Here is a 20,157-nt window from a genome sequence, read left to right as displayed (position 1 = left end):
CTCCCTATAGCAAACTCTTGGCCTTGGCCACGATATCCGAATCCACGATACCGAGCCCCGGCATCAAAAGCCCATGAATTTCTATGGTTTCACCGTAAATTTCTTGCCGGACCAACCTCATCAGCTGCCCATAAGAAGACTCGGCTATGAGCATCTTTTTAGCCCCGCTCCTTTTAATGGCTTCTCTCAGTTGCTTTTCTGGGAACGGCCTCAAAGTGATGGGCCTAAAATACCCGACCTTGATTCCCTCGTCCCTCAGGATACCGACCGCATCATATGCCGCCCGGGAAACTACTCCATGGGAGACAACAATGATTTCCGCATCATCGCACATCTTTTCATCCCATTCAACTATCTCGGGCGCCACCGCTTCATACGCCTGGGCCAGCTTCAGTACGACTTCATAAAGCTCTTCTTCCAGGCTGTATATGTTACAGAGATGGGCAGGCTCGCGCTCGTCCCCAATACTTCCAGGGAGTCCAACCAGCGGTTTCGCCGGCACCAGTTCTATTCCCTTTTCTTCTGGATCGTATATCTCCAACGGTTCTCTCATCTTCGCCTGGTATCCATCCCCCAGCACAAAAGTCGGGAAACGATATTTCCAGGCAGTGTTGAAAGCCTTGATAACGTAGTCAAACAACTCTTGATGCGTAGAAGTAGAGTACACTATGCGGTGGCCTTCTCCGTTTCCCCCATATGTAGTTAAAGTAACTTCTTGCTGCGAATACACGACCGTGCCCGACGAAGGCCCTCCTCTTTGCTGGATAATGGCTACTGTAGGCAAACGCATTCCCTCCGCCATTCCGAAAGGTTCTTGCATCAAGACATTGCCCGGCCCTGCCGTAGCAGTAAACGCTTTCTTACCAGCCTGTACCGCTCCACACACCGTAAAACCAGCGGAGATTTCGTCCTCTGTTTGTAGAAATTCCCGGTTGAACTTAGGAGCCAAGCGGGTCCAGTAGTGCATTATCTCGTTTTGCGGAGTGATAGGGTAGCCGAACATTATATCAGCTTTGGCCGCCAAAGCCGCCCAAGCAACCACTTCATTTCCAGTCATGAACGCTTTCTTAGTTCCGGTAATCGGTTTTTCCACCAATCAAGCACCTCCTGTCGATCATGTTTAGTTTGGTATTTTCCTAGCGATAAAATGCCTACCATATGGCACCAGGCATATATCTCTTGATATACCTAACCGGTACCCCTGCGAAGTCTATTTTGGCCACTTCTTCCCGCAGCCTCTCATCGACCGCGGCGCAAACCACCGGTATACCCAAGGACTCCGCGGCTTCGAGCACCACGCGATGACCCTGTTCCACGAACTCGACGGTGGTGTCATTCCCCAAATGGTTATTGCTGACTAACCCGTCCACCCGTCCCAAGTGTTTCACGTAATCGATGATGTCGCCCACAGTCGCGGTCATAGGCCGAGCGACGTTTACAACCGCCAATACCTTTAGATGTGGGTCATCATAAGCTCCTTCCACTAGGTTCAAGGTATGAGCCCCGTGAACCCCATAACCTATGTCCATTATGATGCACCCCGAACGTTTGAGCACCCACCTTACCGCTGGCTTTATCAGGCCTCCGGTCTCTCCCAATCCAAAGGTCTCTTTTGCTTCCCACCCCACGACCGTTATTCCTTTTTTCTCTAGCAGGGCCTTAAGCGGCCGAAGAGTATAAAACGGTTCCACTGTATCGAGGTCAACCAGGGTTACCTCCCAGCTTTGTTCCTTCAGTTCGAGAGCACGGTTGATGGCCACTTCGCTCTTGCCGCTGGCATATTCGCCTACATAAGCTTCGACTACTCTTTCCATAATAATATTGCTGGAACTCACACCCCCCAAAATGCCAAGCACGGATGCATTGTAGTTTTTGTATACAAAGTACATAAATGTTATTTCATGCTATTTGTTTAGTATAAGATAATCTCACATTGACGTCAATGATATATCTCATTTGCTAAATATTACGCATATTTATCCACCCAAAAGGTTTTCAGTCTATGCTTTCCCTTTCTGCGAGCTCTGGCCATAAAAAAATCGCCCTGCTGGCGATTGAGCTTCTGGTTGTGCTGTTTGTCTTCAAACTGGCTCGATTAAATGATAAGCTTAAAACAGGCTAAAAGAATAAGTCCTGGGATCCCCAAGAATCCGGCAATCAAAACAGTTATGATGTTAACCGGTATACTGAAATCGAAGTAGCCCCCAAAATAATTGAATGCCATTAACATCGCCAGACCAATAGCAGAATTCAGTAGAAGTTTCCATACCAGTTTGATAGGCTGTAAAAGAACTTGAGCCAGTATCAGTAAGATTACGGCCAGGAAAAAGGCCCCCATCACAATGTTTACCGTCTCCAAACCCGCTCACCTCCGTCAGCTAAAGGAAAAGACCTGCTTCAAAAGAGTTCGTGGGCTGTCTATGGTAAGCGCAATCGATATTGTATTCCTGTCTGGCTTTTTTCAACAGATAACAGTAGCGATGTTCTGCTGCTTTGAGGTTGTATATAGTAAAGTCAATCATGTCCGGATCCTGGTTCTCGTCAAAAAGCAACCGGGCCACAACCCAGTCTTGGTATGCCTGGGCCAACAAATCCTCTAAAGGTACGGGCTTATTCATTGCCAGCTCTTCCTCAGGAAAAAGAAAGACTTTGATGCGTTCCACAATGTATTTGAGATTTATCAATCTCCTTCGCCTCCGGGCCATCAAGCATGTCATCCCTGGTCCATGTTTATGCCCGGAATCTGACTTTCATACTCCCATATCCCGATCTTCTGTTTCGTTACCCCATCATGCAAGATAGGAACCGTCCCCATTTTTGCACATTTTGCATTTTGCACCCGATTTGCACGATTCACATTATATCTCTTGCCGGCCTTCCAAAGCCTTACGCAAGGTCAAAGCATCGCTGTACTCTATATCCCCTCCTACCGGCAGGCCGTGAGCAGGCCTGGTTATTTTTACCCCCTTGGCTTTTACCATGCCTGCTATGTAGCGGGCCACTAATTCTCCATCCACCGTAGGGTTAGTGGCAAGAATTATCTCCTTCACCCGCCCTTTGTCAACCATATCGAGTAGTCCTGCCAACTTAAGTTTTTCCAAAGCACCTTCTTCCATGAGGTGAGGCTCTTGGTTGAGAACATAGTAAAGCCCCCGGTAACCTGTTCGTTCAATCGACATCACGTCGCCCGCCTCTTCCACCACGCAGATCACGGATTCATCTCTTTTTTCATCTGCACACACCCAGCAGGGATCTTGGTCCGTCAGGTTACCACAACGCGAACAGGGAAACACCTTTTCCCTGGCTTCTATCATCGCCGCAGCCAAACGGCGCACTTCTGATGGCTCCATTTTTAAGATAAAAAGGGCTAGCCTCTGGGCGCTTTTAGGCCCTATTCCCGGCAGTTTTAAAAGTTCATCTATGAGCTTTTCCAAAGGTCTGGCCAGGCGCATTCTCTTTCCTCCGCGTTTTTAAAAACCACTGGCGTTCATCACATCTGCAGGTCCTCATGAGTGAGCCACAGATTAACACAGATGTTTAAGGATGCACACAGACAACTTAGAATTGAGATGAGTGTAAGCCGATGTGTTATAGGTACAGATGAAACTCTCGATGCTGACGCACTCCCTATTAGTGCATGCTCCAAGTCCTGATATGCCGCCAAAGCACAAGGACTCCCCCAATAAACAAGCGTCTGCGTCAATCTGCGTCTGATAAAAATATCAGTATTCATCAGTGTCAATTCGGCGTCCATCTGTGGCCTGGCGTCGGGCCGGGTCAGAACCCAGGAAGGGTAACCCCTCCTGTAATCTTAGCCATCTCAGATTTTGCCATTTCCCGAGCCTTATTCAATCCCTCGTTGACAGCTGCCAGAACAAGATCCTGTAACATCTCCACGTCGTCCGGATCTACTACCTCCGGCGCAATTGAAATCGAAACCAGTTCCTGACTGCCGGTTACTGTTACCTTGACCGCTCCGCCGCCTGCCGATGCTTCGACTGTCCTCTCCTTCAACTCTTCCTGCAGTTTCATCATCTCTTGCTGCATTTTTTGCGCTTGCTTCATCATCTTGTTCAGGTTCCCGAAACTACCAAAACCCATTTCCTTTCCTCCTCTAGTCTTTGATTTCCACCATTTCCTGACCGAACATTTCGATGGCCTTCCTTACCAAAGGGTCGTCTTCTGGGTTATCTCCCAGCATTACGAACTGAACTTCAACTTTTTGTTTCAGGGTTTCTTCCAATGCATTTGATAGTATATCTTTGTTTTCCTTTTGTTCCATCCTCTCCCGGTGAAACTTAAATCCCTTCTTAAAGCCTACCAGCACAAGCCCGTCCTTAAGACCAAGGCATCGAGCTTCTGCCAACAGAGCATAGGTAGTGACTTTCTTGCTTCTAACCCGCTCGAGAACTTTCGCCCATGGGACTTCTGTGCCCTTGGTCGATGCGATTTTCTCTTTTCCTTTGATTCTAGCCGAATCCTTTTTTACGGGTGCAATCGCCGAACTCGCCGACACCTTTTCTTTGTCTCTACTCCCCAGCAACCCGGCCAATTCCAAGAAAGTAACTTCCATTATAAAGCGTGGGCTTTCACTGAAGCGAAGCTCGCCCGCCAGTTGCATTACCCTTTTCAAGACCTCTAGAATAAGCCCCGTATCTAAGCTCTCAGCCTGGCGCCCGAGCTCCAACAGAGTCTCGTCACCTACCACGCGGCTGAGCTCAGCCCCAGGGCCTACTGCCTTGAGCACTAGCATATCCCGAAGGTAATCAGCTACCTCGCGAACAAACTGCAGGGCTTCTTTGCCCGCGGCCACGGCTTGGTCTATATAAGTCAAGACCAGGCCCGCATCTCCTTCCATTATGCTTCCGAAGAATTCACTGAGAAAACGGTCGTCCACCAGCCCCAGTACATTCAACACATCCTGGTAAGTGATTGAAGACAAACCATACGCCAGGCATTGATCCAGTATGCTGAGCCCGTCCCTCATGCTGCCGGTGGCCCGACGGGCAATGACCTCTAAAGCCTTTTCTTCTGACTCAATCCCCTGGGTCTGGGCCACCGTTTTCAGTCTCTCCAGTATCTCAGTCTGGGATAAGCGGCGAAAATTGTAACGCTGGCAACGGGATAGGATAGTGGCCGGTATTCTCTGAGGCTCCGTGGTAGCGAGAACAAATACGACCGATTCCGGAGGCTCCTCCAAGGTCTTCAAAAGAGCGTTAAACGCCTCCGTGGTTAGCATGTGTACCTCGTCGATTATGTACACCTTGGTCTTGCCCTGCGCTGGCATCATCCTTACTTTTTCCCTCAAGTCCCTGATCTCATCGATGCCGCGGTTGGAAGCAGCATCGATCTCGATTACGTCCATAAAGCTTCCACTCGCGATATCCACGCAGGAAGCACAACGGTTACAAGGCTCTCCATCGACCGGCTCGACACAGTTAACAGCCTTGGCCAGTATCTTAGCGACGCTGGTCTTACCTGTGCCCCGCGGCCCACAAAAGAGATAGGCATGGGAGACCCGGCCTTGTTGCACAGCATTTCTCAAGGCTCTCACCGTTTGCTCCTGTCCCACCACTTCATCGAACCTCTGCGGCCTTAGACTCCTGTACAGGGCTAACTGGGCCATAATCCCACCTCTCGCACAAACGACTTTCGATAAGAAAGTCACGTTTTCCTTCTCGATAGACTCGATGACGAAGAACCAAAGTCAAAACAAGAAAAGGTGAGTCTTGTATAGCCCACCTCGCTTTTTTCAATAATTAATGCCGCGCACCTGGCTTCGAACAGACCTTCCGGGCGTTACCCGGGCAGTTAACTCCATCCAGGCTCCCCTGCGGCACACAAGAAAAATCCCTTAGTGCTGCTTCCTCCCGGACCTGACACGGTTCAGGACCTCCTGTTGCGCAGGACCCAAACTTCTTCGCCACTTACCAAGGCCAGACCCCACAAGGTATGCCCTCAGCTCAGGAATTCAACCCTGCTACAGCGGGTTGCAGGTTACAGGGCACCGCTACCTCCCCGTCTAGCGCGGCATATCTAATTTCGGTACACAAAAAGCCTTTACCCCTACTTTTAAGGTAAAGGCCTCCGCTTACGTACTAGGTTGATTATACTCCAGTTTGTCTCTCTTTTCAATTTTCTTCAGCCATCACCTCTTTTTTAGTCCCACGACCTGTCCGAGCCCTGAGATGCTTCGATTCTTACTCGTCGACAATTCCACGCCAAATTCGATGTTCGCTGCCACCTCTCTTCTATCATCCCAACAGAAGTAATACGGCCTTAGGGTCTTAATATAACATTAAGTTATCAATATCATGCAGGGAAATTTCCATGTGTGACGAATTATGATGAAATGTGATTGTCGTTACAACTATAACAAGGAGGCGGTTTAAGGTTGCAGAGGGAAAAGTTGTTGTTTGCCGTGACCGGAGTTGTAATCGGTGGGCTGGCGGTGTTGTTGGTTTTGTCTGGAAATCCCGCCAACATGGGCATGTGTATCGCCTGTTTCCTGCGGGATATCACCGGCAGTCTGGGCCTGCACCGAGCAGGTGTAGTGCAGTACATGCGTCCGGAGATCCTGGGACTTTCGTTAGGGGCGTTCGTTACGGCTTTAGGAGCCCGCGAGTTTAGAAGCCGCGGGGGATCTGCTCCATTCGTCCGGTTTTTCCTGGGAATGTTCATGATGATCGGGGCACTCATGTTCCTCGGCTGCCCCTTGCGCGACATCCTGCGGATAAGCGGCGGGGATTTGAATGCAGTGGTCGGTTTGTTCGGCTTCGTATCGGGCGTGCTCTGGGGGGTATTCTTCCTGCGCCAAGGATTCAACCTGGGTGCCGCCAGGCTGGAACCAACTACCCAGGCCGGAGGATACCTCTTCGTTGCACTGGTAACGGTGATGCTGTTCCTACTCGTGGCCGGAATCAACTTCAACCCGGAAGCGGGTGGACCCCTATTCTTTAGTAAAGAAGGACCCGGCAGCATGCACGCCCCCATATGGATCGCGTTAGCCGCAGGTCTGGTTATAGGGTTCCTCGCTCAAAGGGCCAGGTTGTGCCTGAGCGGAGGCTTTCGAGATTTCTTCCTTATTAGAGAAACCGGAATGCTTCTCGCCTACGGCGGCATCCTAGTTACAGCTCTGATACTTAACATAGTATTTGGCAAGTTCAACCTCGGCTTCGCGAACCAACCGGTGGCCCATACCAACCACATCTTTAACTTTCTGGGCCTGTTTTTGCTGGGGCAATGCGCGGTGTTTCTGGGCGGATGTCCCCTGCGCCAGATCGTAATGGCCAGTGAAGGAGACATGGATGCCGCTGTCGCGGTAGCAGGCATGGTCGCAGGCGCGGCTGTCGCCCACAATTTCATGCTGGCAGCCAGCCCCAAAGGTCCTACCGGGTTCGGTGAAATAGCCGTCATCGCCGGTATTCTCATCGTAAGCCTTATCGGCTGGGCTTACCGGGAGGAGGTATAAGAAATGGAAATTCTCGATGTCAGGGGACTGAGTTGTCCTTTGCCGGTGTTGAAAGTCAAGAAAAGCCTGGACAAAGGAGCTACCGACTTGCGAGTCATAGGCTCAGCCCAAGTGGCCTTTGAAAACGTAACCAGGTTTGCACGCTCACAAGGTTTAGAAGTTAACGTTCTTTCGCACTCCCCACATGAATGGGAAATCGAGCTAAAGAGGACGGGCCGTTAAGCCCGTTCTCTTTACAGACACCGACTCTAGAGCGTTAGCCATTTAACACGGGCTCAGTCGGTTTAGCCGTTAGAAGGCGACCACACTTCGAGCATGTTTGCCTCTCACGAACTGGAGTCCTTGGCCATCTCCGTTTCAGGACCCTTCCGCACAAACACACACGCCCTTTTACTCGCGCCGGGTTGCCGAATACCAGGGCAAAGTCCGGCACATCCCTGGTTACGACAGATCCTGCCCCAACTACGGCATACTGCCCTATGGTCACGCCGCAGACGATTGTACAGTTGGCCCCAAGGGATGCACCCCGTCTTATTACTGTTGGAACGATTTCCCAGTCTGCGGAGAAAGCGCGTGGATAACGGTCATTGGCAAAAACGCAACCTGGACCTACAAATACGTCATCCTCAATAGTGACACCCCTATAAACCGACACTCCGTTTTGAATCTTTACCCGGTTGCCCACTCGAACCCCTTTATCGATGTAAACATCTTTGCCGATAATACAGTTTTCACCAATGACTGCGTCTTCTCGTATCTGAACTTGGTTCCAGATCAAGCTGCCCTCTCCTATTGTCGCCTGGGGAGACACCTCTGCCGAAGGATGTACTGATGCATTGCTCACTGACCGTCACTCCCTATAGCTGTTCACAGCCAGCACTATCCTTTCCAGTTCCTCTAAACCCAATCCGGGATAAACGGGAAGGGACACCACTTGCCTTGCCGCCTGCCTGGCGATGTCGGTTCCGGTATCTATATAACCTGCGCGTTGGAAGATCGGCTGCTCCGTTAGACAAGACGGGTAGTATATCCCGCAACCGATCCCGTTATTAACAAGATGCTGCACGAAGCGGTTTCTGTCGCCCATAACTCTAACCGTGTACTGGTGGTAAACATGATAGTACCCTTCAGGCTCTTTGGGAAGAAGCACAAGCGGGTTGTCAATGTGTCGGTTGAAATACGCGGCGTTCTCTCTGCGTTTTCGGTTGATGAAGTCGAGCTTTTTCACTTGTTCAAGACCTATTGCAGCATTAACATTGCTCATTCGGAAATTGTACCCTAAAACCTCGTAATGATACCGCTCTCTTTGCCCGTGATTGACGAACATGCGTACCTTCTCTGCCAGCAAGTCATCGTCGGTGACTACCATCCCTCCTTCTCCTGTAGTAATGTTTTTACTTCCGTAAAAGCTGAAAGCCCCAGCTTTGCCAAAGGTTCCCACATGCCTATCTTTTACGCGGGCACCGTGAGCTTGAGCGCAGTCTTCAATAACCAGCATACCTCTTTTTTCAGCCAATTCCGCGATAGTGTTGACATCTGCGGGCAACCCGTAAAGGTGAACGACCATCACGCCCTTCGCTTCCGGATACTCTTCCATTGCTTCAGCTAGTCTCTCAGGATCAAGGTTGTATGTTTCAGCATCTATATCGACAAATACCGGCACCAAGCCGCAGGCTACCAAAACACTCACCGTAGATATAAAGGTAAACGGAGTGGTAAATACCTTGTCACCCCGGACCAGCCCCACACTTTCCACGGCAGCTTGTAAAGCCGCTGTTCCCGACGAAGTTGCAACCGCATGTCTAATGCCTAAGTACTCGGCAAAGCTGTTTTCGAACTGTCTGGTCCAGTACCCAGAAGCAAGTTCACCCGAATCAAGAACTTCTAACACCCTCATTTTTTCTTCTTCCCCGATTAACGGCCTGGTTATCGGAATAATTGTATTCTCCTCCCTCCTTTTACTGTCCTAGCTAGAATTTGAAACTTGCTCCAGGCCTCCTATTCATCCGCACACACTCTTTTCTGTCGTTCGCTCGTTTCAGCTGCGGCATCATTCAATAAACAGCGAATATCCACACCTTGCCCACCCCGAACCAAAGAATAGCGAGCTCCGTCCATAACCGCCTGTACCATCAGAGGCAGTTCAGGGTTATAGGTTTTCCCTGAGTTTATGGCCTGAAGTACATCCAGACACTGCTCCTTCAAGGGCTCTTTCCAATCAACAAAAGGACATATTATGTTTCCACAAGAGTAATAAAACCTTCCGGGCTGTTTTTGAAAGTTCTGAGTTACTTCATAATCGTAGACCCTTACTTTGTGAGTGGGTTCCATGTCATCGAATACTGCCATTTTTTTGTTTCCTACGACCACACACTTGCGAACCTTCAGCGGTTCCAGCCAACTGAAGTACAGGTAGGCATACAACCCTGAACGAAACAACAGCATCATGATAACCGAATCGAGCCCCTTCTGGCCCACAACGCCCATCCCTTTAGCCCAAACCTCATCCGGACATTCTCCGGTCAAATCCAGCAACATGGACAAGTCATGAGGTCCTAAATCATCCAATATATCTACATCTTCTCTAACCACCCCTAGATGAGTTCGTTCAAATCGCAAGTAAGATAAGCACCCTAGATCTCCGGACACCACTACCTCTTTCAACTTCTTGTACGCAGGGTTGTGCAGCATAATATGACCAACTCTCAGGACCACTCCCCGCTCGGCGGCGATATCGAACAATTCTTTCGCTTCTTCGTAGTTGTTGGCAAAAGGTTTTTCCACCAGCACGTGCTTGCGGTTGAGCAAGGCCTCTCGAACCTGCGAGTAATGGAACCTCGCCGGGGTCGCAATAACTACCAAGCTAATTTGGGGATTGTGCCATATATCCCGCAAGCTATTCGATACCTTGACCTTTTTCCACTGACGCTCTAATTCACCTAACCTCATCCTGTTCAAATCGAAGCAGTGTATCTCTGTGACCTCGGGTATTTCCCCAAACACCCTGACATAATTAGCTCCCCAGGCTCCGATGCCTACTATTCCGACCTCCAAGTAATGTCCCTCCCAGGTCTAAGAACACTCGACCTGGTGTACATTACGTGCTGATAAGCAAAAGTGTTACCGCTACCCAACTCGTCATTCTGTAAATTGAAGACCGCCATGAAGAACGCCGCTCAATCGAGTTTATTCCTAGACCCAGCAGCCTTCACTTCACCGACCACAAGCAGACAGTAACAAAACGGTTCTCTACTCGGGTTAACAACTTCAATGTTTAGCGGAGCCCCTTTGCGAGTTAAGCGCAGAGGCGAATCAAGAGCAAACCTTATTTCACTTGCAGGGAACTCCAGCCGAATACAAACATTATCCTCGCCTATAGAAAACTCCAAGATAACTCTGCCCGTGCTTCTCAGGAATACCTCACCGAACTCTACGCTTTGGTCACCCGGATAAAAGGTAATACGTTCTTTTTTTCTCCCCCCAAGGCTAGTTAAGCATCTTCCCAACTCGATCCTTGGATTGCCCGTAATAGGCCGCTCAACCAATACAACAAAGCACTGGTCTTTGCCGCTATCAAATAACCCCTGGCCGCCGGCATGAATAGCATTACAGACATCCTGCTTCTCCCCCAGTTGCTCCGAGTCTGTCTCTTTCCTGACCTTGGCAACCCAGTCTATCCAAAGCGTGTTAGATTCCTCTATTCCAATCTCCAACAAACCCTGCACCGCCAAAGGAGGTACTGAGTATTCGTAACCGTAAACCTCCATGTGCTGGGAAACATCGAATTCCTCTCGTACCTGCGCCACCACATTTCCACTTTCACTGTAGAAATCTATTGCCATGTACACCTTCCCCGCAACTGCTAATCGAATTCGGGCTTCAACTCGCCATCTATCTCCGGGATTCACGGCAATCGTAACAGGAGGAACCTCTCGAACGCCGCACCTTCCCTCGTGCGTCGGATTTGAGATTACCAGGCAGTACCGTCCATCGGAAGACTGTTCGGCTACTCTCCTCCAAGAAGTATCAGCATTTCCTCCCACCGGTTCCCACCCCGGCGGCCAACGTCCTATGGAGTTCGGCGGGTGTTGGAAGTTATGGTTGTAAACGCAGTTCTGTCCGTTCATGGGTTTTCTCCTCAACCAAATCGAATTTGTGCCCATGGGCACTTCTCTCGATACTATTGTATGGCCGCAGCCCCGTAGGTGTCTTCCAAGAAGTCGTGCCTCGAGCAAGCCCCCTTATCACGTTACTAGCACACCTTGAATAAAATGGCAGTAACACGGAGAGGATGTCTCTCCAGGATTTCTTATTCAAGGGAGGTATTTCTCTATGCCCAACAACCTTGTATTCAATCGAGAACCGGACCAACTAAAAATTCAAATCTATGGAAGCGATACCAGTAACCCAATTTCAACTACCAACGGCCGTCTGAATATCGAGAGTATTTCCGATACCGTATCCGTTACTTTTACCGGTTCTGTATCAGTTACGGTTACCGACCTGGACATCCGCGATTTGGCTTATACCCAGGATACTGTCCGCATCTACGGCTCCGAAACCTATCCGATTTCTACTACCCAGGGGCGCCTCAACATCGAGAGCATCTCGGCTGAAGTCTCCATTACCTCGACTGACCTGGACATCCGCGACTTAGCCTATACTCAGGACACGGTCCGCATCTACGGTTCCGAAACTTATCCCTTGGCTACCACAACCGGGTGGCTGAATATCCTCAACCGGTCAAGGTATATGGCAGAAAGTTCTGCCCTCACAGTCACCGGGTCGTCGAGCGCATACAACGGTATACTTGCTTCTGATATTTCGGATAAATCGATGGTCTCGTTTGCTGTTCATAATAAAGGATCTTCCGAAGTCAGTATCCGGGTAGAGGTAAGTCCGGATAACACCCTTTGGATAACCGACTCTTCCGCTTTCACCCTAGCCGGCAATGCCGCCACTGTGTTCGTTCCCAAGTATTTTCTCAAGTATGCCCGTATCGCATACGCAGCCCTTATCGACGGCTCAGCCTTCACCTTTGACGCTTGGTACCAGGCACAGGTCTAAGTCCTCGGAGAACCGGGTCGCTCACTTGGACCAACGCAGACCTAGGAGGGCTGAGAATGACTGAAAAAGAAGTCTTGTTAGCAGAAGATACCCTAAATAAACGGCTCGAGCAAACGGAACTGGCTTTAGTACTGGCCAAGTGTTGTTTGGCTCGAGAGCAGGAACTTATCGATCTGGCTGTAAAGCGGTGGGGCAACCTGCCCGTGCTGGAAAGAAAAAAACATTCCATACAGGTCTGGTTTAAGCACCTTTCGGAGTTTGCCCAAAACCACTACAACCTTCGCTTGCCTTACAATGGGGGTGAATCCTCATATCCTCTGTAAGCTTGTCGGTGTGCATGATAGTTAAAAACGAAGCTAATAACCTGCCCCGTTGTCTTGAAAGCATTGCCGAAATCGCTCAACAAATAGTAGTTGTCGACACTGGTTCCATCGACGACACGGTGGATATCGCAGGCCGGCACGGGGCGGAAATCTTCTATTTTTCATGGAACGACAGTTTCAGCGATGCCAGAAATCACTCGCTCGCTTTCGCCCGCGGCCAGTGGATCCTTGTTATGGACGCAGACGACGAACTCGTCCAAGAAGATATTCCAAAATTGAAGGAGTTAATGAGTACGGAAACGGCCGAAGCATATTTCTTGCAGACTATTAACTCGAACGATCTTCACGGCTGCCATCGCGGAACCTGTCACCTGACCCTGCGGTTATTCCGCAATCGTCCCGAATACCGCTACATCGGGAGAATTCACGAATCTATAATTCCGTCCATTGTAGAACACGCAGGACAAAAAGCGATCAAGGTAGCACCCGAGGTCCGAATTATTCATTACGGTTATGCCAAGCAAGAAGTCGAGCAAAAGAATAAGATATGGCGCAACCTGAGTCTGCTGAACAAAGAGCTGGAGTCCCGACCCCCGGACAGCTTCTTATATTACAACCTGGGAGTAGAATACTTCCGGCTGGGAGATTATGCCAAGGCGCTTGAATACTTTGACCAGGCCGAAGCAGACATCCGTTGGGAAGCAGCCTTTGCTCCCTCTCTGGTCAGGAAGAAAGCAGATTGCCTCGCGTTTATGGACAGGAACCGAGAGGCCATTCAGTACCTGGAGAAAGCGCTCGACCTATATCCCGATTACACCGACCTGGTTTACCGACTGGGTTTAGTTTATATGGGAAACCATGATCTGCTGCGAGCAGTCCAATGTTTCCACAAATGCCTGAACATGGGGGAATCTCCCCCTCATTATCCACACGAAGAAGGGATAAACAGCTACCTTGCGTACCAGGCATTAGGCAACGCGTATGAAATGATGCTGGAAAGAGACCGGGCTGTCAGTGCCTTCAGGTGTCAGCTTATCTCTAAGCCGACCGACCTGCAACCTGTTGCCAACATTATTCGTTTGCTTCTCGTGGAAAAAGGTCTCGATGCTACTTTGAGCTACCTGGATACTTGGTTTGATTTTTCAACCCCGGCTGCCAATCTGGGGGTCAGTGACCTGTTCTTGCTTCATTATTGCCCTACCGCCGCCTTAAAGTTCCTGGACCGAGCCGTTAATCTGGGGACAACCGGGGATTACTGCCATGCCCTCAAAGGGGAAGCATTGTTGTTAGCCGGCCGCTACAAAGAAGCCCTGGCAGAATTGGAGGCAGTTGCCCCGGAAAGCCCCTACTATTCTCGAACTCTTCGCAATCGGTGCCTGCTGTTGTGGGCAAGCGGCTGCTATGATGAAGCAAGGTCCCTTATCGAACACCTGTGGTCACCTGAACCGGCCAGAGACGTTTACCTCGTAGCCCAGGGCGCGCTGGAGGGCTCTTCTCTGCCTCTCTCTTTGCCGGTCGGAGAATCAACGTTCAACCTAAGCCTGTACTTAAACCTACTTGAAAAGTGCATTTGCCTAAGAAACTGGGACCTGGTTAAGAAACTGTCGTCGGTGGCTGAAAACTTCCCCGAACTGAGTCCGGCGCTGGGCAAAGCTCTTTATCGTCAAGGCTGCCCGAACCAAGCGGCCGAATGGCTTGACCGCGGATACTCTTTTGCCCTGGCCAACCAGGATCAAGAAGCCTTGCTGATGCTTGCGCGTATACTTCGAAAGAAAGGAATGTTTTATCGGGCAAAACAAGTCCTTAAAGAAACGATAAATCAGATGCCAGCGGAACTCGAAGCCTTTATAGAACTAGCCGACGTGTATCACGAACAGGCACTACAGGCTGTTGGCAGAGTTCCGGGGACCGATGTTCTGGTCTCTTTGCTGAAAAAAGAGATACATCCCCGGCTGAGCGTATGTATGATTGTTAAAGATGAAGCCGAATTCTTACCTCGTTGTTTGGCGAGTATAAGGGAAATCGCCGACGAAATAGTCGTTGTTGATACTGGATCCACTGATAACACCCCCGAAATCGCCTTGATGAATGGAGCAAGGCTGTTTAAGATAAAGTGGCCAGAGGACTTCGCCGCTGCCCGTAACTTTGCCCTGGACCAGGCGACCGGGGACTGGATTCTCATCATCGACGCTGACGAAGAGCTGAATCCAAACGATAAAGCCAAGATACGAAAACTCCTGTATACGGAAGGGATCGAGGGGTTCTGCTTCCAAATCGTCAACTTCTATGGACAGGAAGCAGGACCCGATTTCATGACTGACATCGCCTGCCGGCTTTTCCGAAACCGGCCTTATTACCGGTTCAGACGGTCACTACACGAACAGGTAGTTGACGGAATAATCGCCCGTTCAGGGCCTTCTTCGGTAAAGATCGCAAATGTGAGAATTCTTCATTACGGCTATCTGAGCCCGGTTGCAGCCCGTAAGAAGAAGCTAGAGCGTAATCTGCCCATCGTTCAAAGGGCTCTTGCCCTGGACCCGGAGAACAGGTTTCTATACTACAGCCTGGGAGTAGAATTACTAAACGCCGGTCGTTATGAGGAAGCACTGCTCAACCTGGAACGATGTTACCAGCCCGGACTGAGCTACTCTTCTGATGTGGTGCTGAAGAAAATCGTGTGTCTTAAGGAAATGTCCCGGTTTGCGGAAGCGCTGGCTCTGATCGAGGAGTCTCTTGTTCATTACCCTCAGTTCACGGATCTCGTCTTTCTACAAGGGGAGATATCCTTTCAACTGGGCGAGTATGAGAAAGCTGCTAGCTGTTTTCGGCAGTGCCTGCAAATGGGTGATGCACCTGTTATCTACTGCGGAACCAATGGAGTGGGAACCTTCCGCGCCTGGGATTTCCTGGGGCAAACCCTGGAATCTCTAGGTCAAGACCTGGAAGCCGAACAAGCCTACCAGCAAGCCCTGATTGCCAACCCCAAGTACCATCAACCTCTTTACCGTTGGGCCCGCCTGCTCCGTCGCCGGCAAACTGCAACAGAGGTCGCCGACACCCTGAAGAATTATATTGACTTGTCTGATCCTTCGGCCCTACTGTTGCTGGCTGACGTTTTTATGAGTACCCTTGACTACCAAGAATCTCTCGACTTCGTTTATGCAGCCCGCCAAAAAATCACTAAAAACCCTGTTCTGGAACAACGTTGTCTTTATATGGAAGGGTTGTGCTTGGCTTATCTGAGACGTTTCTCCGAGTCCGCCGAACTCTTTAGAACAGTTCCCCCCCGCAGTCATTACTACGTTTCCTGCCTTGTCTGGCAATACATCCTGGCTTTGACTGTACAAGACCAGGACACCGCTCTTCTAATCCTGGATAAACTGATCCAAGCGAACAACACCCTAGGCCGCCGTTTTCTGGCTGCACATCAGGCAGCTTTCGGTCGTGAACACAAATCAGTTTATGCCCCGGACTTACTGGCTGTGATGGAGGAAATAGGAGACCGACTGAATTCCATAGGAGCCACCGAACTAGCCGGGCAGGTGCTGGCAGCCGCGCAGTCGCTCTCGAAAACTAACCCTGCCTTCCCTGCAACCAAAGCTTGATCCTGCCCTCGCCGGTTTCCCCTTCGGCTAGCCTGTACTTTACCCGACTGAAACGGGTAAAGTACTGGTTGACGAGCACCTCCATTTTCCCCGGAGCCAATTCTAATTCCGGTACCTCGTCGAAGAAAACGCTTCCATCCGGGCTGTCCTGCAACCTTACCCGCACCCCTTTGTCACCTATATTTTGCACTACAAAAGTCCATACGGAAAAACACCATACCTCCCTGGTACAACTGAACTGTTCGGTCAAGGTCACATTACATGTTTCGACGAAGCTACAAGCGTGACACCGTTCGTCCGTGTAAATATGCAACACGGGATGAAGCGACCAATTAAGATGATAAGGACTGGCAAAAACCCAGATGCCGTTCTGGGTGCCTCCGCGGTCAGGCAGCAAAGCCAATCCCCGGTTAGGTAAGATATTGGAATACCACATCTTTACTATATTCGTCACGTCAACCATGATCTGACTCGGCTGCCAGGGCATAGATACTTCTATGTTAGTGGAGCCGATCCCTTCCGGCCTAGACATGTAGGTGGTATAACAATCTTTAAAGTTGTCTGAAAGTGCCTGGACATTCAGCTTGCGGGGTGGGTTTCCGACAAAAGGGGTATTGTCGGGATTCAGAATCAGATGGGCGGCAATGATGTCGTAGTAGTCGGAGACTGGAGGAAGATGAAAAAACAAATAGGACATATACTCGCACCGACATCCCCTCTCGATTTCAAACCAAAGGCCGACCGGCAGCTTCCTAGAACGGCACGGAGCCAGTTCAGGCAGGTTGCTTTGAACATAGGTGCTAACGCATGATCGTACAGGCACAAGCCCCATGTCCTCAACCCTTTCTGTTTTTTGGTGCCATATACTAGGATATGTCAGGCCTTGACCTGGCGTTATCCTTTTCCTGTAACGTCTTTTTTTGGCACAAGTTATGCCAGACAAAGTAACTATTCTCTCTCCTTTGCCCTCCAAGGAAAAAAAACAAGGGGTTAAACCCCTTGAATAATCTCACATGGCGTAGAGGCTGAGATTCGAACCCATCGGTTTAAATATAATGTTTTTGATTTAAGTCTGACGAAACGGAATCCTTCCTTTTAAGGTTTCTGAACAACATTTCTTACAGGACTTCTAGTGATAGATCCCAACATCATTAAGGAACCTAAGATAAACGGCTGCTGCTCTCTGCTGTGCTACTATAGAACAAGGGCCGGCCATTCTCTCGAACGCTGGTTTTTGCTCTTTGGCTTTTAATTTGTCAAATTCCATTGTTCCAAGATAATATGACGATTTCTCAGTTATCGCAGCCCACCTGTGGGCCTCGCTGTCTAAATTGTTTGAGCAAATTTGTCTTAGTTCATCTTGGTTAATGCACGTGGCAACATAAAACCCTGCTCTTCCGTCGTAGTAAGACTCTAAGGTTGAATGGCATTTTATTGATTCTTTTACTCCATTACCCCCAAAGGGAAAATTCCATACATGGTGCGGCGCGTGTAGGTCACCTAAATAGTGTATGGCTCTTCCTAATTCCTGCCAAGCTTGTTCGTAACATCCCTTTCGGTATTGTGTTAATGCCTTGTTATAATGCTCGGTAAAGTTTGACCGTGCAGTAGGATACCGGTTACCTCTGTAATTAGTACCGAATGTGGGACTGTAAAAATGCCCTTCGTACCACCCGCTCGTTTCATCTTTATCAGGTTGAGTCGAGAAATCCATCAGTATCTGTGCCGGTGTCATGCTTACAATTCTACGATTCTTAACTACATTAAAGGGTTTGTATAAATCGCTCGCATAAGCTCTGATTCTAGGATCGTCACTGTTTCTGATAAGTACGATACCCTGACTGGCTATTTGCCTATGGGTGTAGTCGTTATAAGCCAACGCCGGGGCGCTCCCCAATACCGTCAGGAAGACCAGCGCCCCTAACATTACTCCTAGTACCCGCTTCATTGCCCTTCCTCCTAAGAGTTTGTTATTTGAATCTTTGTTGGTACTCTGCCCCCCTTCTTTAGCTTACTAACCAGTATTTTATATCCGTTCATAGAACAGTCAATGATAGCTAGATCACATCTTCATGACATCATGAACACTGGCCTTCCCCTATCACGGCAAACCACTGGTCAGTTTCGGCACACAAATGGCACACAAAACCGCCCAAAAATGTCGAGCGCCGTCTTTTTCGCCCCTTTCAAAAACAAAAAAGGGGCCCAACACCCCTTGATAATCCTTTATGGCGGAGAGAGAGGGATTCGAACCCTCGAGACGAGGTTGTGCCCCGTCTACTCGATTTCCAGTCGAGCGCTTTCGTCCACTCAGCCATCTCTCCTCAAAAGCATTGGCCAGTTAGGCGAGTCTTACTTCTTTGCTTTTTATCGGCTGCAGTTTATTTTACCTTCCCTCCACACCATTTGCAAGTAGAACTGACCTTATCTCCAATCAGCCCCTAGGGCTTGCCAACATCAAACGAGGCTTAGGTCCTTAGCAAACGGCACAATAACCACAACTTTCTCGATTGAGGCTCCATTCAAGTCTGGCCTGTAAGAACCAAGGGCCGATCGCGTATATCAGGTTAAGACAAAATAGGCCGCCCTTCGCTTGTCCTCCAGGAAAGCGTGAGCTTTCCTCAAGCCGGCCCGGGCAAAATCACAAATTGTGCTTTTGGTGTCGCTTCGATTCATGTTTAGGCCTTACATTGATATACTTCAAATAAACGGGCGCTTAAGCCGCTATTTAACTGAAAGAGGTGGTGCAGAGAATGAAGAAGGTCGGTCACAAGGTTCTGGTTCTTTTTCTCGTATTGCTGCTTGCTGGTCTTGCCGGCTGTGGCCAAAAAAGTGCGACCAATAAATCCCCCACACCTACTCCCCAGACGCCTAAGGAAAAAGAAGTAACCGTCGCCGTCTATTACCTCAAGTTCACTGCGCAAGATGCCTATCTGGTTCGAGAGGTCCATAAGATCCAGACCGAAAAAGACGCGCGCGTAGCTGCTGTCGAAGAATTGATTAACGGCGTGCCCACTACCCCTGGAGCCAGCACGGTTATACCTCTGGGCACCAAGGTGTTGGGCCTGAAAGTTGACAAAGGGCTGGCCACGGTTGACTTTTCGCGCGAGGTCTTGAAAGCCAACGTGGGCAGCGCCGGTGAAGCCCTGGGCATTCAGAGCATCGTTAACACCTTGACCGAATTTCCAGGAATTGATCGGGTGGCATTTACGGTGGAAGGCAAAGTGGACGAACAAGCCCGCGACTGGTGGGGGCACGTTGGGCTGTACGACCAGCCCTTCAAGCGGAACCTATCCGTGGTATGGGAACCGGTCATCTGGGTTACCTCGCCCCAACCTGGGGATAAGGTCTCTAGCCCCCTAAAAGTGACCGGCACCGCGCGCGTATTCGAGGCCACCGTGAACCTCCGGGTACTTGACAAAGATGGAAACAAGCTGGCTGAAACCCATACCATGGCCACCGCCGGTGCTCCTGAGCGGGGCCTGTTCGAAGCCACGATAGAGTTTCCCAAGCCGAGTTCAGCCCAGGGCTATGTAGAAGTTTTTTGGTACAGTCCCAAAGACGGTTCGGAACTGGACAAGGTAAGGGTGCCCGTGAAGTTCTGACTCGAAGTCAAGCACTAAGACACACCTGTCAACAGAGGAACCCCTGACACTTGAATGTTACTAGTAAACCAGATGGACCTCGCCTT

Annotated in this window: 19 protein-coding genes, 1 tRNA gene and 1 other RNA gene; 6 read left to right on the top strand and 15 right to left on the bottom strand. The window is 49.8% G+C overall.

The annotated features are described in order from the left end of the window. Window positions 1–4: 4 nt before the first annotated feature. The 8 genes from SLIP_RS00230 to ffs all read right to left on the bottom strand — a co-directional run bounded on the left by SLIP_RS00230 (window position 5) and on the right by ffs (window position 6,031). Window positions 5–1,096, bottom strand: a complete 1,092-nt coding sequence (locus tag SLIP_RS00230) for a ferredoxin oxidoreductase (protein ID WP_041432450.1) — start codon at window positions 1,094–1,096, stop codon at window positions 5–7. A gap of 55 nt (window positions 1,097–1,151) precedes the next feature. After that, the gene (locus SLIP_RS00225; protein ID WP_013174250.1) at window positions 1,152–1,889 is read right to left on the bottom strand and encodes an ATP synthase; all 738 of its coding nucleotides are present in this window, start codon (window positions 1,887–1,889) and stop codon (window positions 1,152–1,154) included. 206 nt (window positions 1,890–2,095) lie between these two features. Next, on the bottom strand, window positions 2,096–2,359 hold the full coding sequence (locus SLIP_RS00220) for a pro-sigmaK processing inhibitor BofA family protein (RefSeq protein WP_013174249.1): 264 nt from the start codon (window positions 2,357–2,359) through the stop codon (window positions 2,096–2,098). Between the two features lie 19 nt (window positions 2,360–2,378). Beyond that, window positions 2,379–2,684, bottom strand: coding sequence for a DUF2508 family protein (locus SLIP_RS00215; RefSeq protein WP_013174248.1), 306 nt, complete (start codon window positions 2,682–2,684; stop codon window positions 2,379–2,381). 174 nt (window positions 2,685–2,858) lie between these two features. Beyond that, window positions 2,859–3,452, bottom strand: coding sequence for a recombination mediator RecR (gene recR, locus SLIP_RS00210; RefSeq protein WP_013174247.1), 594 nt, complete (start codon window positions 3,450–3,452; stop codon window positions 2,859–2,861). 325 nt (window positions 3,453–3,777) lie between these two features. Further along, entirely contained in the window at window positions 3,778–4,101 is a 324-nt protein-coding gene (locus SLIP_RS00205) for a YbaB/EbfC family nucleoid-associated protein (RefSeq protein ID WP_013174246.1), read from the bottom strand. A gap of 13 nt (window positions 4,102–4,114) precedes the next feature. Then, window positions 4,115–5,626: a DNA polymerase III subunit gamma/tau gene (dnaX, locus tag SLIP_RS00200; protein ID WP_041432447.1), complete on the bottom strand. Its 1,512-nt coding sequence runs from the start codon at window positions 5,624–5,626 to the stop codon at window positions 4,115–4,117. Window positions 5,627–5,765: 139 nt separating this feature from the next. Next, window positions 5,766–6,031, bottom strand: an RNA gene (gene ffs / locus SLIP_RS12225) — signal recognition particle sRNA large type. A 363-nt stretch (window positions 6,032–6,394) separates the two neighbouring features. Here ffs and yedE point away from each other — a divergent pair. Further along, on the top strand, window positions 6,395–7,471 hold the full coding sequence (gene yedE / locus SLIP_RS00195) for a YedE family putative selenium transporter (RefSeq protein WP_013174244.1): 1,077 nt from the start codon (window positions 6,395–6,397) through the stop codon (window positions 7,469–7,471). A gap of 3 nt (window positions 7,472–7,474) precedes the next feature. Further along, window positions 7,475–7,693 (top strand): sulfurtransferase TusA family protein, encoded by a 219-nt coding sequence (locus tag SLIP_RS00190; protein ID WP_013174243.1) that lies wholly within the window; start codon window positions 7,475–7,477, stop codon window positions 7,691–7,693. Between the two features lie 34 nt (window positions 7,694–7,727). Here SLIP_RS00190 and SLIP_RS00185 read toward each other — a convergent pair whose 3' ends face one another. From SLIP_RS00185 to SLIP_RS00170, 4 genes are all read right to left on the bottom strand, one after another. After that, window positions 7,728–8,315 (bottom strand): acyltransferase, encoded by a 588-nt coding sequence (locus SLIP_RS00185; RefSeq protein ID WP_013174242.1) that lies wholly within the window; start codon window positions 8,313–8,315, stop codon window positions 7,728–7,730. A gap of 6 nt (window positions 8,316–8,321) precedes the next feature. Next, window positions 8,322–9,386: a DegT/DnrJ/EryC1/StrS family aminotransferase gene (locus SLIP_RS00180; protein WP_278078296.1), complete on the bottom strand. Its 1,065-nt coding sequence runs from the start codon at window positions 9,384–9,386 to the stop codon at window positions 8,322–8,324. Window positions 9,387–9,469: 83 nt separating this feature from the next. After that, window positions 9,470–10,525 carry a Gfo/Idh/MocA family protein gene (locus SLIP_RS00175; protein WP_013174240.1) on the bottom strand — a complete coding sequence of 352 codons (1,056 nt, stop codon included), beginning with the start codon at window positions 10,523–10,525 and terminating at the stop codon, window positions 9,470–9,472. A 122-nt stretch (window positions 10,526–10,647) separates the two neighbouring features. Further along, the gene (locus SLIP_RS00170; RefSeq protein ID WP_013174239.1) at window positions 10,648–11,598 is read right to left on the bottom strand and encodes a hypothetical protein; all 951 of its coding nucleotides are present in this window, start codon (window positions 11,596–11,598) and stop codon (window positions 10,648–10,650) included. A gap of 205 nt (window positions 11,599–11,803) precedes the next feature. On the opposite strand from SLIP_RS00170, the gene SLIP_RS00165 reads away from it, so the two are divergent. Genes SLIP_RS00165 through SLIP_RS00155 form a run of 3 tightly spaced genes read left to right on the top strand, consistent with a single transcriptional unit; the run spans window position 11,804 to window position 16,466 of the window. Continuing rightward, a complete protein-coding gene (locus SLIP_RS00165) occupies window positions 11,804–12,538 on the top strand; it encodes a DUF6385 domain-containing protein (RefSeq protein ID WP_013174238.1) in 735 nt (244 codons plus the stop codon). A 56-nt stretch (window positions 12,539–12,594) separates the two neighbouring features. Beyond that, a complete protein-coding gene (locus SLIP_RS00160) occupies window positions 12,595–12,861 on the top strand; it encodes a hypothetical protein (protein ID WP_013174237.1) in 267 nt (88 codons plus the stop codon). Between the two features lie 14 nt (window positions 12,862–12,875). After that, complete coding sequence (locus SLIP_RS00155; protein ID WP_013174236.1) at window positions 12,876–16,466, top strand: glycosyltransferase; 3,591 nt, start codon at window positions 12,876–12,878, stop codon at window positions 16,464–16,466. Here the strand turns inward: SLIP_RS00155 and SLIP_RS00150 are convergent. From SLIP_RS00150 to SLIP_RS00140, 3 genes are all read right to left on the bottom strand, one after another. Then, a complete protein-coding gene (locus SLIP_RS00150) occupies window positions 16,435–17,289 on the bottom strand; it encodes a DUF6385 domain-containing protein (RefSeq protein WP_013174235.1) in 855 nt (284 codons plus the stop codon). The genes SLIP_RS00155 and SLIP_RS00150 overlap by 32 nt on opposite strands. Before the next feature lie 306 nt (window positions 17,290–17,595). Further along, complete coding sequence (locus SLIP_RS11870; protein WP_013174234.1) at window positions 17,596–18,414, bottom strand: phospholipase C/P1 nuclease family protein; 819 nt, start codon at window positions 18,412–18,414, stop codon at window positions 17,596–17,598. Window positions 18,415–18,695: 281 nt separating this feature from the next. Next, a tRNA-Ser gene (locus SLIP_RS00140) sits at window positions 18,696–18,790 on the bottom strand. 429 nt (window positions 18,791–19,219) lie between these two features. On the opposite strand from SLIP_RS00140, the gene SLIP_RS00135 reads away from it, so the two are divergent. After that, a complete protein-coding gene (locus SLIP_RS00135; protein ID WP_013174233.1) occupies window positions 19,220–20,071 on the top strand; it encodes a Gmad2 immunoglobulin-like domain-containing protein in 852 nt (283 codons plus the stop codon). Window positions 20,072–20,157 lie beyond the last annotated feature (86 nt).

The sequence above is a fragment of the Syntrophothermus lipocalidus DSM 12680 genome, assembly GCF_000092405.1.
Taxonomy (GTDB): domain Bacteria; phylum Bacillota; class Syntrophomonadia; order Syntrophomonadales; family Syntrophothermaceae; genus Syntrophothermus; species Syntrophothermus lipocalidus.
This window is presented reverse-complemented; position numbering and strand designations above follow the sequence as displayed.

What these genes read in the sequence shown, in the direction of transcription:
- SLIP_RS00225 (WP_013174250.1), bottom strand. Translation starts at nt 1,889, where the DNA reads ATGTACTTTGTATACAAAAACTACAATGCATCCGTGCTTGGCATTTTG.
- recR (WP_013174247.1), bottom strand. Translation starts at nt 3,452, where the DNA reads ATGCGCCTGGCCAGACCTTTGGAAAAGCTCATAGATGAACTTTTAAAA.
- SLIP_RS00205 (WP_013174246.1), bottom strand. Translation starts at nt 4,101, where the DNA reads ATGGGTTTTGGTAGTTTCGGGAACCTGAACAAGATGATGAAGCAAGCG.
- dnaX (WP_041432447.1), bottom strand. Translation starts at nt 5,626, where the DNA reads ATGGCCCAGTTAGCCCTGTACAGGAGTCTAAGGCCGCAGAGGTTCGAT.
- SLIP_RS00190 (WP_013174243.1), top strand. Translation starts at nt 7,475, where the DNA reads ATGGAAATTCTCGATGTCAGGGGACTGAGTTGTCCTTTGCCGGTGTTG.
- SLIP_RS00170 (WP_013174239.1), bottom strand. Translation starts at nt 11,598, where the DNA reads ATGAACGGACAGAACTGCGTTTACAACCATAACTTCCAACACCCGCCG.
- SLIP_RS00165 (WP_013174238.1), top strand. Translation starts at nt 11,804, where the DNA reads ATGCCCAACAACCTTGTATTCAATCGAGAACCGGACCAACTAAAAATT.
- SLIP_RS00160 (WP_013174237.1), top strand. Translation starts at nt 12,595, where the DNA reads ATGACTGAAAAAGAAGTCTTGTTAGCAGAAGATACCCTAAATAAACGG.
- SLIP_RS00155 (WP_013174236.1), top strand. Translation starts at nt 12,876, where the DNA reads ATGATAGTTAAAAACGAAGCTAATAACCTGCCCCGTTGTCTTGAAAGC.
- SLIP_RS11870 (WP_013174234.1), bottom strand. Translation starts at nt 18,414, where the DNA reads ATGAAGCGGGTACTAGGAGTAATGTTAGGGGCGCTGGTCTTCCTGACG.
- SLIP_RS00135 (WP_013174233.1), top strand. Translation starts at nt 19,220, where the DNA reads ATGAAGAAGGTCGGTCACAAGGTTCTGGTTCTTTTTCTCGTATTGCTG.